Origin of the sequence: Chitinophaga sp., assembly GCF_035538455.1 — a bacterium.
GTDB lineage: Bacteria > Bacteroidota > Bacteroidia > Chitinophagales > Chitinophagaceae > Chitinophaga.
The window spans coordinates 29,162-41,167 of record NZ_DATLKJ010000112.1 but is presented as its reverse complement, the minus strand read 5'-3'; the positions used below and the strand labels follow the sequence as shown (position 1 = coordinate 41,167).

Below are 12,006 nucleotides of genomic sequence, written 5' to 3'. Positions count from 1 at the left end.
TCTATAAAACTTAAATTACGTTTACTATTTTGTCGAAATATTTCATATTATTTAACCAATCGCAATTTTAATTGCCAATACATTCAACTGTTTGTTATATTTGCAGCCTTGCGAGTAAAGTAGATTTTAAATTATCATGGTCAATCTCATTTTATTTGGCCCTCCCGGTAGCGGTAAGGGTACACAGAGTGCTAAGATTATTGAAAAGTACGGGCTTATACACCTGTCTACCGGCGACTTGCTGCGTAATGAGATAGGCAGTAAAACCCCGTTGGGTCTGGAAGCCACCAAGTTTATGGATCAGGGTTTGCTGGTTCCTGATGAAGTGGTGATAGGTATGATCGGCTCTAAACTGGATGCAAACCCTGAGGCACGGGGTTTCATTTTTGACGGTTTCCCGCGCACTACTGCGCAGGCAGAGGCGCTGGACAAACTCCTGGCACTGAAGAAAACCTCCCTGTCACTTGTCTTATCCCTGGATGTACCTGAAGACGAACTGGTAAGGCGCTTGCTGAACCGAGGCCTGACCTCTGGCCGTAAAGACGATGCCAACGAAGAGGTGGTAAAAGCCCGTCTGGTAGAATACCATAACAAAACCGCTCCTGTGGCTGATCACTATGCTAAGTACGGTAAAGTGAAGAAAGTAAAGGGTGATGGCACTGAAGAAGAAGTATTCGAACTGCTTTGCAGGGAGATCAACGACCTGGTGGCCGAAAAGGTATAATTACCCGTTTATCCGCATACAGTACGGTTTTAACACCTTCATTCATATACGCAAAGATTAATAAGTTTCAGCTTAAAGCACATTCATTGTGCTAATTCGCTTAAACTTAACGATCTTTGCGTTTATTTTTTAGGCCGGTGACACGGCAAACTTGTTAAAATCTGAGACCAGTGGAAAAAGCGAACTTCGTAGATTATATCCGTGTATATTGTAAATCCGGCAAAGGCGGAGCAGGAAGTATGCATTTCATGCGTACCAAATTCAATGCACAAGCCGGTCCGGACGGAGGCGACGGAGGCAGAGGCGGACACGTTATATTAAGAGGCAACTCACAATTGTGGACACTGCTGCATCTGCGCTGGCACAAAAACCTGCTTGCGGAAGATGGTGAAAATGGTAGTGGCGACAACTGTACGGGGCGTTTCGGAAAGGATATTATCATAGAAGTACCGCTTGGCACACAGGCCAGAGACGAGGAAACCGGCGAGGTAGAAGCTGAGATTCTACACGACGGGCAGGAAGTGATCTGGATGCCGGGTGGTCAGGGTGGCCGCGGCAACGCCTACTTCAAATCCCCCACTAACCAGACTCCTGAGTATGCGCAACCAGGCATGCCAGGTATCGAAGGCTGGAAAGTAGTAGAACTGAAAGTACTGGCAGACGTTGGTCTTGTAGGGTTCCCGAATGCAGGAAAATCCACGCTCCTCTCTACTATTACTGCCGCTAAGCCTAAAGTGGCAGACTATGCATTCACCACGCTCACGCCCCAACTGGGCATGGTAGCATACCGTGATAACATGTCGTTCTGTATGGCCGATCTCCCGGGAATTATCGAAGGAGCACATGAAGGGAAAGGACTGGGACATCGCTTCCTCAGACATATTGAAAGAAACGCCGTATTATTATTTCTCATTCCGGCCGATAGTCCCGATCACCGCAGGGAATTTGAGGTACTGGTAAATGAGCTGGAACAATATAATCCCGAACTGCTGGACAAACAGTTTTTGCTGGCCATCAGCAAAAGCGACATGCTGGACGATGAATTGAAAGCCGCTATAGCAGAGGAACTTCCGAAAGGTGTACCACACGTATTCATTTCCTCTGTTACCCAACAAGGGCTTACTGAACTGAAAGACATGCTCTGGACTGCACTTACCGACAAAAACAACGAGGTAAATACAGCTGAAGCTAATGACGTTGCCGATCCGGAGTAGCCAACGCAGGTGCGGAGGATAACGTAATCGCCGTTTTTACAGGATCCCGCATACCATGAAAACACTTTTTTTAGGAGCAGCGTCTGCACTGACACTGCTGGCATGCCGACAAACCATGCCTCCGCATAAGGAAAGGCAGGTGCAAATCGATACAATGTTGCTGGTTGCCCCGTCAGACCAGCCACTTATGAAAGTTGCCTCCAACGAAGTATCCGTAGCAAGCAGAGACTCTACTACGTATATTCGTTTTGGTGGTTGCTATCTATCGCTTGACTGGATTGTTCCCGATGATGCGCGCAACAACTTTGAACTCCATCCAGATACTGTCTATCTCACTCTTCAACCAGGGCATTCGCTGGAAGGGCAAATGCTGACTGTTACTACCAATGACGCTGAAAAGATAAACGTCTGGCAAAGCTATGAAACCAGCCTTGTAGCAGGTAACTATCCCCTGAAACAATGGAAACACCACCGTTCCGGTTGGGAGTCGCTGCAAGCCGAAGCCAGCAATTTCTTTATCTGCAGAAAATATACTCCTGAAGAACGCCGCATGTTCCCCATAGTAAGCATTGCCACGCTGCATGCCTACGTTAAGAAATTTCTCGGCAAGGAGGTATATGCACGCATAGCAGGACAGGATACGCTTCCACACGCCGTCATCAGTAGCTACTACCTGAAAGTTAACACTATCAGGAAAAACTCTTCCATCAAAACCAGTAAGTTGCTCATTATAGAGGTGATGTGAAAATTAAAAACCGGCAATGCAGAAGCAGCGCCGGTTTGAACTGATACACTGTGCTTAACAGAACAGAGGGTTTTTATTGTGCTGACGGGTTGAATAACATTGCTGTACATAAACAGTTTCTGTAATTCTTTGCCGCCAGGATAGGATAGTTAATGCAACTTTTACATCCGTCCCAGAAATGGGCATCATGTGTTATTTCATTGTAAGTAACCGGCTCAAAGCCCAGCTTACTGTTCAGTTTCATCACTGCCAGACCGGTAGTGATACTGAAGATGCTGGCCGCCGGGTATAGTTTTCGGCTTAATTCAAAAATCTTCTGTTTGATAGCTGCAGCTACTTTCATTCCACGATAAGGTGGCGCTACAATCAAACCACTGTTGGACACGAAGCGGTCATTGTCGTAAGACTGGATATAGGAAAACCCGGCCCAGACACCGCTTTGGGTAAATGCAATTACGGCGTTCCCTTGCAGGATCTTTGCCCTGATCGCCATGGGATCGCGTTTTGCAATACCGGTACCTCTCGCTATTGCTGAGGCTTCCATTTCTGCCGCAATAGGCAGGGCAAAATCAACATCAAAAGGAGTGGCAATTCTGACGACTATATCTTCATCTGTTTCCATCGTTACTTAATTGTTGTTGTATATAAAGACTATAAATGGCATCTGGTATCAGGGAGTAGATCCTGATCCTGCTTACCGTGTCGCCTACGGGCACTTGGCATAAAGCAGGCAGGAACACACGGGTGATGGCGCTTTTCACCACTTCGTTGCCCCGCTCATAAAGTTTGCCGGCGAGTTTCAGACACTTTTCAGCCACCGGGAAGTTCTGTTCCCGCAGCTGCTTTCCGGTGTATTCACCTAGACAACTAACGGTTTCGTATATATGAAATATGGCCGGAAACTGATGTAGCGCTTTTCTGAGTGCCGGTATATTGTCTTCAATATAGGCCGGCACTTCATATTGATTAATCATGGCTGTGCATTGTTAATAATATGAGAGATATGCCAAACCTTATTCCATATTAGGTTAAAGAAGTGCAAAATGCAGTATTCACAGGGGCTGGGGACAACCGCTTCTTCATCAGGCTAACCATAAAGCCTTCCGTTTCTGAAAGGTTTTTTCAGTTTTTGAAAATAAAAAAGACGATCACGGTCGTAATCGTCTTTATGTCAATATCTTAAATGCTGATTTATGCCGTTGCTACAGCAGGCGACAGGCTTTGTCTGTTTCTTGCGCTCTTCGTCTTCTTGCGGGTCCTGTTGATCCAGAGGATGGTGCCGGTAACCGGGAAAGTGGCGCCCAGCAAGGCAAGTACCAATGCAAATATCTTTGAAGGCGTTCCGAAGATTGCGCCTGTATGCAACGGTTTGATAGTGCTGCGGATCTGCTGCCCAAGATTTTTCTGGGCAAACGTCTGCGACAACAGCACCTTACCTGTAAACTGGTCCAGGTAATAGCTGGTAGTGGCGCCTTCATGCGTGATACCAGCAGGAAGCAATGTCACCATAAAAGATGCTGTGGAATCTTTCGGGGCTGACAGGGAATAATAAATGGCGTCCGGCGCCTGCTGCTTCACCAGGGCCAGTGCCCCTTCATAAGAGATCGCAGCAGTGCCCGGCGCCGCTTCAGCAGCGGAAGCAGGGGCTTCTGTTGCCTTGGGAGAAGTACGTAAGGCGGCATACATTCCTTTACTGAACCATTCGAACGACCAGGTAAGACCAGTGAACGCCGAAACGAATAAGAAGATGGACGCATAAAACCCCAGTACAATATGCATATCGTGATTAAGACGTTTCCAGCCTCCATCCCATTTCACTTTGATCCGTTGTTTGAAAATATTACGTGTTTTAGGCCACCAGAGAACGATACCAGTGATGAGGATGAATAAAAAGATGAAGGTGCTGATCCCCACAATCACCTTTCCCGTAGAACCGGCCAGCAGCCTGCGATGTAAGGAGAATATCTTATAATAGAATGTTTCCTGGTAGCTGAAAAGGGCTATGACTTTACCTGTGTAGGGATTTACAAAGGCTGTGCGGCCTTTCTCTTTCCGGGGCGACGGCTTCGCTCCGGCGGCATTTTTCTCTTTACGATCTTTGCTTTCGCCTTCATGGTCTTCTTTCTTTTTCCCACCTTTCTTTCCTTCTTCCAGGCCTACTGCCATTGTACGAGACGGATCTGAAAACACCTGAATGCGGGTAATATTGGCGCCAGGCACCTGCTGCTTTACATTTGCAGCTATTTCGTCCAGGGTTAGGCGCCGGCCCATTTGCTGCACAAAGTAACGGTCACGATTAAATGCTTCCGTCAGCTCCTTTTCGAATACCAGCAAGGCACCGGTAAGACAACTGACGGTTATAACAAGACCTGCGGCCAGGCCAAGATATAAATGTATGCGGCGGAAAAATACTTTCATATCGGGTTGATCGAAGGGGCAAAGAAACGATCCCAACCGGGAAATATAAGTACGAAACCGGAAAAAGATTTACGCAATGCGAAATTTTTGGGGGGATTCAGAAATTTCGGAACCATGGGAATGTCAGAATTTTAAATACCAGAGAGATAAAGTAGTGTTACACCCATGTTTATCTTCCTCATTAACCAATTCAGAAATTCACATAATTCCGAAATCACCATATTATAACAGGTTGCCCAGCATGCCGCCGGCAGCATTCTTCATTTCAGCTTCCCATGCACCTTCAGCACTCTTCAGGGCACGGTTCAGGGCGGTGATCAGCAGATCTTCCAGTTCTTCCTTGTTATCTGCTGTAAGCAGGTGGGATGCCACATCGATGCTCTTTACCTGACGGTTGCCATCTACAGATACTTTCACGGCGCCATCAGCCGCTTCCCCTTCCAGGGTTACATTTGCCAAACGCTCTTTTCCTTCTTTCATTTTTTGCTGGATCTGAGTCAGCTTTCCAAATAGATCAAACATATTTCCGGAATTTTTTTGTACGAACCGCAAATATAGCGATTACCATGTTGGTTCTGTGTCGATTATTTTCCTCTCCGGTACCTCTACAGCCAACAATTCCGTATCTTACCGCACGTATAAGCATTAAGAAATAATGGAAACTAAAGTTTGTATCATTGGTGCCGGTCCTGGTGGTGCCTGCGCGGCATTACAACTGGCTCAACTCGGCATTGAATGTATCGTAGTGGATAAAGCTGTATTTCCGAGAGATAAAGTGTGTGGCGATGGACTCAGCGGAAAAGTACTCACCATCCTGGAAAGGATAGACAAAGGCATTGGCGAGCGCCTACAGAAAGCCGCCTTTAAAATGGATAGCTGGGGCGTGACCTTCGTAGCCCCCAACCGCATCGGGATGGATATTCCTTACAAACCCGACTACCAGAAACAAAAAAATGATCCCCGCGGATTTGTATGCAAGCGCATCGACTTCGATAACTTCCTGGTGGATGAGCTCAAACGTCGTTCCGAAATTCGTTTATTCGAAGGCGTTAGTATAGACAAATACCGGCTGGAGGAAGACGGATATTATCTTTCCAATAACGACGGTTCCTTCCAGGTGAAGGCGCAGATAGTATTGGTCGCCAATGGCGCGCATTCTTCCTTCACTAAGGATGTAGCCGGTATCAAAATGGAACCGGAGCATTATGTAGCTGGTATCAGAGCCTATTATAAAGGTATCAGCGGCCTGCATCCCGACAGTTTTATAGAACTTCACTTCCTGAAGAATATGCTGCCCGGCTATCTCTGGATCTTCCCGTTGCCAAATGGAGAAGCTAACGTGGGCGTAGGTATGCTCAGCAATACTGCCAGAAATAAAAAGGTAAATCTGAAAAAACTGATGTTGGATACTATTGCTACAGACCCCACCATGAAAGATCGCTTTCAAAATGCGGAACTGGTAGGCAGCATCGATGGCTATGGACTTCCGTTAGGCAGTAAGAAAAGGAAGCTGCACGGTGAGCGCTATATGCTCATCGGCGATGCCGGCTACCTCATTGACCCATTCACCGGGGAAGGTATAGGCAATGCGCTGTACTCCGGCAGAATAGCCGCTCAGCAAGCGGCAGCGGCTATTGAAGCCAATGATTACTCAGACCGTTTTTTGGATGCCTACGATGAAAACGTATACCGCATCCTTGGACCAGAACTGCAGGTGAGCACGAAACTGCAAAAGCTCATCAAATATCCCTGGCTCTTTAACATGCTGATGAAAATGGGCTCCCGCAACAGACAGCTAAAAGAACTTATGTCGTGCATGTTCCACGAGGTTGACCTTCGTAAGAAACTGGGCAAGCCGATGTTTTATGTAAAACTGTTATTTAACCGGTAGTTATAATTTTCTTCCTGTGAGATATTTAAACAGATTAGCCGTTCTTTTATTCTTTCCTGCCGCGCTGAGTGCGCAGCAGGCCAGCCATACAACCAGCGGAGAAGCAGGGGCATCCCGTATCTCCATGAATGCGAAAATAGCAGACCAGCTTGCAGGACTGCCGCTGAAATGCCTGGACCAGCCGTTTCCATATAAGACGGGGGTTGTTTTCACCGACAGCTCACTACTCACAGCACCGGTGAATTATCATCCTGCCTTCTACGGCTGCTTTGACTGGCATAGCAGCGTGCATGGCCACTGGATGCTGGTACGCCTGCTGAAAATGTTTCCTGATATGGAGAAGGCAGGTCTTATCCGTACCAAACTTGCGGAACATCTTTCAGCTGCCAATATCAATACCGAGCTGAAACTATTCAGCAGCAAGGATAACAAGAGCTTTGAACGCATCTATGGCTGGAGCTGGCTGCTGCAACTACAACGCGAGTTACTCACCTGGAATGATCCGCTGGGCAAGGAGTTGAGCCAAAACATACAACCACTGGCAACGCTGTTTTCCAAATCATATATCGACTTTCTGGGTAAGATTATGTATCCTATCCGCGTGGGCGAGCACACCAACCTGGCCTTTGGTCTGTGCCTCGCATGGGATTACGCTCAAACAACCAACGATACTGCGCTCCGCGATGCTATCCGTAAAACCGCGCTCCGCTTTTATGCAGCGGATAAGAACGCGCCAGTATCCTGGGAGCCAGGAGGTTACGACTTTCTCTCTCCCAGCCTCGAAGAGGCTGACCTGATGCGTCGCATACTTCCCGAAAAGGAATACCGCTCGTGGCTATACGCTTTTCTACCTGGTCTGTTCAAGTCTCCTATTACGATCCTGCAACCCGGACAGGTAAAGGATCGCAGCGACGGGAAGCTGGTGCACCTCGATGGCCTTAATCTGAGCAGGGCGTGGTGCCTTGAAGCCATTGCCCGGCACGGCGGTAAAAACCAAGTAGCTATACAAGCATTAGCTGACAAGCATCTTGCTACGTCATTTCACCAAGTGGCCAGCGGAGATTATATGGGCGAGCACTGGCTTGCATCATTTGCCGTATACCTTCTCACCGCAGAAAAACAGTAATAACTTATTGATCTTTCACAATAGCGGCTGACCCAAAAAGATCAGCCGCTATTGTGAAAGAAGGGCAAGCCCTTGATAAATTGAATTACCCAACCATTATGGTCAAAAGCGGCGCAGTCAAAAAAGCAAAAGTGCGCTTTTAACAGGCCTTTGACCGGAGGATGACCGGGGGATGACCGGGAGTATCTTAATTGAGAAACTGATCTGTTGTTACCACGGCAGCATAATAAAACGCCAATGCCCCCATCAGTGCTTTTTGTACCTGTAATGCATCCACCTTTTCACCGTTAACCTCCAGGTCTCTTGTGGCGCAAGCATCAGCGATGACTGTACAATTGTAACCCAAATCCTTGGCTGCCCTGGTAGTAGCATCTACGCATGCATGTGTCATCATGCCGGTAATGGTGAGGTCTGTAATGCCATTTTTTTGAAGATACTCCTGCAACTCTGTCTCCCTGAAGCTGTTGGGGTATTGTTTGGTGATTATCTTTTCTCCTGCTACCGGCGCCACTTTCTGGTTAATTTCAATGCCCGGCGTGTTTACCACCAGAAATCCGGCGGCAGGATCTGTAGCAACATGTTTAATGTAGATCACCGGAATATTTTTTTGACGGCTCCTTTCCAGCACTCTACGGATATTATCCGCAGCGCCCTCTGGATTTACCAGCTCCATTTTACCTCCTTTGAAGTAGTCGTTCTGAACATCGATGATAATTAATGCTTCTTTCTTCATTTTTCTTTGTTTAATAGTGGATTTTGCAAAAACACCCTGTGCAAAAAAGGTGACTAAGACGATTAATGAAATCAAAACTCTCATATGAAATATGGTTTAGTTAAACATGGGAATGCTGTATCCCAACGCAAAGGTTACGACAACACAACACATTATGATTGACCTAGGTCAATTGTAATGTCAGTATCCCATAAAGTGTTATTTGCGTTTTGATTTCAACATCCTGCTGAGAAAGGCAGGCGTAACGCCGATGAAAGAAGCGATCTGTTGTTGTGAGAGGGTGCCGGTAAGAGAGGGATACTGGATGCAGAATTTCTCGAAACGCTCCGCAGCAGTCAGGCTTAGGATGTCAGTGATGCGTTGCTGGCTCACGGCGAAAGCCCTTTCAGTAAGGACCCTGAAGTACTGTTCAAACTGGGGTACTTTTCTGAGCAGGTCCTGTCGTTTCTCTTTTGTGAGTACAAGCGTGCTGGTATCTGCAATAGCTTGAATAAACAGGTTTCCGGGTTTTTCGAAGACAAAACTCATATAATCCACCACCCACCAATCCACCGGCGCGATGGTCAATATGCGTTCTTCTCCTCTTTTATCCAGGAGATAACTTTTCACACATCCCTGGGTGATAAAGGTGAAATGGTTGGAATTACTGCCTTCCCGCTGCAGGTACTCTTTCCTTTGAAAGTCTTTTGCGTACAACAGCGACACGAAATAGTCTTTCTCTTCCTCAGAAAGAGAAATATGCTTACCAACGTTTTCCAATATCAGGGTGTGGTCATTCATTGCATGTTTTTATTCGACTGAAAAGGAAAAGGCCGTCTCAAAAGAAACGGCCTTTTCTTCTTATTGTTTCGTTATCAGATCGTTTCGGCATCAAAGATGACAACTTTCTCCCAGTACTGTTTACAGTTTTCCACGAAATTCAGGTGCACCGGGTGTACCTGATATTTGTCGTGCGCGTCCATATTATCAAACACGCAAATCAAGTTATAGCTGTAGCTTTTGTCTATTACCGGGCGAAAGGTCTCTGCAGGTTTCCCTACGTTGAAGATCTTTATCTCGTCGATAGTGTGCAGGCTGGTTACGCCGGCCTCAAACCTTCTTACGTCATCAGCGGACAGCCCGGGTTTGAGATAGAAATTAACTACGTGCACAAATTTTTTATCCAAGGGCTTCATGTTCTTACAGTTTAGGTCTTTTAAATTAAGAACTCATTTCTGGAAAAACAAATGCCCTCAGGCTTCCCTGTTCACATATTTATTTACTGTATATAGATTTACCGCATATACCAGGGCCAATACCAGCACAATACCGGCAAATACAGGGACACCAGGCCAGTGACTGACGATCATCTCATGCTGTGCCAACACCGCTGCGGCCCAGTATTGCAGACCAGATACCAGCAACAATGAAACGATACCAATAATGACATATAGCGGCACAAACTGACGGAGCAGATAGCGCCTCAGCTGGGCCGGGGCGGTACCCAGCATCACCAGTAGTTGTATTTCCCGTTTGCAGGAGGCTATCACCAGCTGAATGAACATACTGAAAACCAGCATAGCAAACAGCAGCAGTATCAATCCAAAAAATCCAACAACAGATACAATTGTCTGTACGATCATCCGGGTTTTACTGAACTTCAGCTTGTCCTGGTTGGTGGTATAGCCATTGTCTTCCAGGAACTTCACCAGTGACGGACTTGAAGGGTCCGGAGTTTTGATGATTATCCGGGAGGTAGGTGCTTCTCTGGATGTACCATACTTTTCGTTGGCCCACTCCATAAAGTTGGCGGGCACCAGGAAAGAGGAAATCCTGTCTGAGAATCCTACAACATGTCCCATGTATTGTTCTGAGATGATGTTATTGGAGATATTTACCTGCAGGGGAAGGGCTTTGACAGTTTCCTGCGAGATCTGCGGCAGATCCTGGCTCAGTGAGAATCCGAAGTTATAAAGGTTCAGGAAATCACTCGGCAGGACAATGGGGATAGTACGATCTCCAGGCTGCCATTTCCATTCATCATTTTTCACATCAATAAAGCTATCGGGTACGGACTCAAAAAACATTTCGGTGGCAAAGTGCAGATCGCCGGGGGCCTGTACCACTACTTTATAGCGGCTGGAGGTAATTAACCCGAACGCTTGTACGAAGGGTTGCTTTTTGATATTCCCGATTTCTTCAGGGGTAAAGGCGCTTTTGCCAGCCTGGCCCATAATAGCGTTGGTAATCTTTTTATTGATCACGAGAAAATCAGCAGTCTCATTTTGGTTTTTGGTGCTGTAGAGCAGCTGATTAAAATTGGAGTGCACCTGTATGGCTACCAGTATCAGCAACATAGCAATACCCAGCCCAACGGAAGCCATCAGGAAGCGGCTTTTGCCAACTCCGGTCTGTATTATTTTTTTAAGCAGATCAAAAAATGGGCGCATGAAAAACAATATTAAAGCTGATAATGCACATCATACTGAAAGTGCTGGTCATTATCCAGGTCTGTTAAAATAAAGCCTGCATTACGGGCTTTGCATTCTTCGGCGATGAGGGCGGCGGCGCGCTGGATATTTTCTTCATCCAGGTGGCTGAAGGGCTCGTCCATAAACAGCCATTGAAAAGGCTGTACCAGGGCCCTGATGATAGCGATACGCTGACGTTCGCCATAGGAAAGCGTTTTGCCGCTCTGGTGCAGGACGTGGGTGACATTCAGCCGGGCTGCCATCTCTTCCACTTTTTCCTGACTGCAATATGGTTGCTGTTGCATCACCCGTTTCAGGGAAATGTTTTCGAGGGCTGTGAGCTGCTCAAACAGGCGGAGGTCCTGAAACACGATACTGATTTGCTGCTGGCGCATAGTGGCCAGTGCATTTTTGTCGTACGACTGCCAGGGTTGCCTGTTAATCAGTATTTGCCCTGTATAGTCGTGTCTGATATTGTAGAGATAATGGACCAATGTGGTTTTGCCGGTGCCTGACGGTGCTTTGATCTTCACAAAGCTGCCTGGCTGAAAAGATACATCCTGGTTCCAGATACCGGAAGCGCGTTGCAGCAGCTTATCTTTAAGAGGTATTGGCAGCAGGTGATTGAGCTGAATTTGCATGACCGGGTTACTGTTTAACGATCGCTAATATAGCGTTTAATTTTACGATAAAGGGCAGATGAAT

The 12,006-nt window shown here is 46.8% G+C and carries 14 protein-coding genes; 5 read left to right on the top strand and 9 right to left on the bottom strand.

Annotated features, from left to right (window positions below; genetic code table 11):
- The first annotated feature begins 136 nt into the window (after nucleotides 1-136).
- The 3 genes from VM802_RS13850 (at nucleotide 137) to VM802_RS13840 (ending at nucleotide 2,683) form a co-directional block, all read left to right on the top strand.
- Nucleotides 137-724: an adenylate kinase gene (locus VM802_RS13850; RefSeq protein ID WP_325531422.1), complete on the top strand. Its 588-nt coding sequence runs from the start codon at nucleotides 137-139 to the stop codon at nucleotides 722-724.
- A gap of 170 nt (nucleotides 725-894) precedes the next feature.
- On the top strand, nucleotides 895-1,938 hold the full coding sequence (gene obgE, locus VM802_RS13845) for a GTPase ObgE (protein WP_325531420.1): 1,044 nt from the start codon (nucleotides 895-897) through the stop codon (nucleotides 1,936-1,938).
- Nucleotides 1,939-1,993: 55 nt separating this feature from the next.
- Nucleotides 1,994-2,683 (top strand): hypothetical protein, encoded by a 690-nt coding sequence (locus VM802_RS13840; protein ID WP_325531418.1) that lies wholly within the window; start codon nucleotides 1,994-1,996, stop codon nucleotides 2,681-2,683.
- Nucleotides 2,684-2,756: 73 nt separating this feature from the next.
- Here the strand turns inward: VM802_RS13840 and VM802_RS13835 are convergent, their stop codons facing one another.
- The 4 genes from VM802_RS13835 to VM802_RS13820 form a co-directional block, all read right to left on the bottom strand.
- Nucleotides 2,757-3,305 carry a GNAT family N-acetyltransferase gene (locus tag VM802_RS13835; protein ID WP_325531417.1) on the bottom strand — a complete coding sequence of 183 codons (549 nt, stop codon included), beginning with the start codon at nucleotides 3,303-3,305 and terminating at the stop codon, nucleotides 2,757-2,759.
- The gene (locus VM802_RS13830; protein WP_325531415.1) at nucleotides 3,292-3,657 is read right to left on the bottom strand and encodes a DUF7674 family protein; all 366 of its coding nucleotides are present in this window, start codon (nucleotides 3,655-3,657) and stop codon (nucleotides 3,292-3,294) included. Before VM802_RS13830 ends, VM802_RS13835 begins: the two co-directional genes overlap by 14 nt.
- A gap of 217 nt (nucleotides 3,658-3,874) precedes the next feature.
- Complete coding sequence (locus VM802_RS13825) at nucleotides 3,875-5,101, bottom strand: PepSY-associated TM helix domain-containing protein (protein WP_325531413.1); 1,227 nt, start codon at nucleotides 5,099-5,101, stop codon at nucleotides 3,875-3,877.
- A gap of 222 nt (nucleotides 5,102-5,323) precedes the next feature.
- Entirely contained in the window at nucleotides 5,324-5,623 is a 300-nt protein-coding gene (locus VM802_RS13820) for a YbaB/EbfC family nucleoid-associated protein (RefSeq protein WP_325531411.1), read from the bottom strand.
- A 133-nt stretch (nucleotides 5,624-5,756) separates the two neighbouring features.
- On the opposite strand from VM802_RS13820, the gene VM802_RS13815 reads away from it, so the two are divergent.
- Together VM802_RS13815 and VM802_RS13810 are read left to right on the top strand one after the other, a co-directional pair.
- Nucleotides 5,757-6,992: an NAD(P)/FAD-dependent oxidoreductase gene (locus tag VM802_RS13815; RefSeq protein WP_325531409.1), complete on the top strand. Its 1,236-nt coding sequence runs from the start codon at nucleotides 5,757-5,759 to the stop codon at nucleotides 6,990-6,992.
- Nucleotides 6,993-7,008: 16 nt separating this feature from the next.
- Nucleotides 7,009-8,118, top strand: a complete 1,110-nt coding sequence (locus VM802_RS13810) for a DUF2891 domain-containing protein (RefSeq protein WP_325531407.1) — start codon at nucleotides 7,009-7,011, stop codon at nucleotides 8,116-8,118.
- Nucleotides 8,119-8,305: 187 nt separating this feature from the next.
- Here the strand turns inward: VM802_RS13810 and VM802_RS13805 are convergent, their stop codons facing one another.
- The 5 genes from VM802_RS13805 to VM802_RS13785 form a co-directional block, all read right to left on the bottom strand.
- Nucleotides 8,306-8,851 carry a cysteine hydrolase family protein gene (locus VM802_RS13805; RefSeq protein WP_325531405.1) on the bottom strand — a complete coding sequence of 182 codons (546 nt, stop codon included), beginning with the start codon at nucleotides 8,849-8,851 and terminating at the stop codon, nucleotides 8,306-8,308.
- A 198-nt stretch (nucleotides 8,852-9,049) separates the two neighbouring features.
- The gene (locus tag VM802_RS13800; protein ID WP_325531403.1) at nucleotides 9,050-9,631 is read right to left on the bottom strand and encodes a Crp/Fnr family transcriptional regulator; all 582 of its coding nucleotides are present in this window, start codon (nucleotides 9,629-9,631) and stop codon (nucleotides 9,050-9,052) included.
- Between the two features lie 74 nt (nucleotides 9,632-9,705).
- Nucleotides 9,706-10,026 carry a Dabb family protein gene (locus VM802_RS13795; RefSeq protein WP_325531401.1) on the bottom strand — a complete coding sequence of 107 codons (321 nt, stop codon included), beginning with the start codon at nucleotides 10,024-10,026 and terminating at the stop codon, nucleotides 9,706-9,708.
- A gap of 57 nt (nucleotides 10,027-10,083) precedes the next feature.
- Nucleotides 10,084-11,280: a transporter gene (locus VM802_RS13790; protein ID WP_325531399.1), complete on the bottom strand. Its 1,197-nt coding sequence runs from the start codon at nucleotides 11,278-11,280 to the stop codon at nucleotides 10,084-10,086.
- Nucleotides 11,281-11,291: 11 nt separating this feature from the next.
- The gene (locus VM802_RS13785; RefSeq protein WP_325531397.1) at nucleotides 11,292-11,942 is read right to left on the bottom strand and encodes an ATP-binding cassette domain-containing protein; all 651 of its coding nucleotides are present in this window, start codon (nucleotides 11,940-11,942) and stop codon (nucleotides 11,292-11,294) included.
- Nucleotides 11,943-12,006 lie beyond the last annotated feature (64 nt).

Bases quoted from the DNA above. Each gene is read 5' to 3' on its own strand.
- VM802_RS13850 (WP_325531422.1), top strand. From the start codon at position 137: ATGGTCAATCTCATTTTATTTGGCCCTCCCGGTAGCGGTAAGGGTACA.
- VM802_RS13840 (WP_325531418.1), top strand. From the start codon at position 1,994: ATGAAAACACTTTTTTTAGGAGCAGCGTCTGCACTGACACTGCTGGCA.
- VM802_RS13835 (WP_325531417.1), bottom strand. From the start codon at position 3,305: ATGGAAACAGATGAAGATATAGTCGTCAGAATTGCCACTCCTTTTGAT.
- VM802_RS13830 (WP_325531415.1), bottom strand. From the start codon at position 3,657: ATGATTAATCAATATGAAGTGCCGGCCTATATTGAAGACAATATACCG.
- VM802_RS13825 (WP_325531413.1), bottom strand. From the start codon at position 5,101: ATGAAAGTATTTTTCCGCCGCATACATTTATATCTTGGCCTGGCCGCA.
- VM802_RS13820 (WP_325531411.1), bottom strand. From the start codon at position 5,623: ATGTTTGATCTATTTGGAAAGCTGACTCAGATCCAGCAAAAAATGAAA.
- VM802_RS13815 (WP_325531409.1), top strand. From the start codon at position 5,757: ATGGAAACTAAAGTTTGTATCATTGGTGCCGGTCCTGGTGGTGCCTGC.
- VM802_RS13805 (WP_325531405.1), bottom strand. From the start codon at position 8,851: ATGAAGAAAGAAGCATTAATTATCATCGATGTTCAGAACGACTACTTC.
- VM802_RS13800 (WP_325531403.1), bottom strand. From the start codon at position 9,631: ATGAATGACCACACCCTGATATTGGAAAACGTTGGTAAGCATATTTCT.
- VM802_RS13795 (WP_325531401.1), bottom strand. From the start codon at position 10,026: ATGAAGCCCTTGGATAAAAAATTTGTGCACGTAGTTAATTTCTATCTC.
- VM802_RS13790 (WP_325531399.1), bottom strand. From the start codon at position 11,280: ATGCGCCCATTTTTTGATCTGCTTAAAAAAATAATACAGACCGGAGTT.
- VM802_RS13785 (WP_325531397.1), bottom strand. From the start codon at position 11,942: ATGCAAATTCAGCTCAATCACCTGCTGCCAATACCTCTTAAAGATAAG.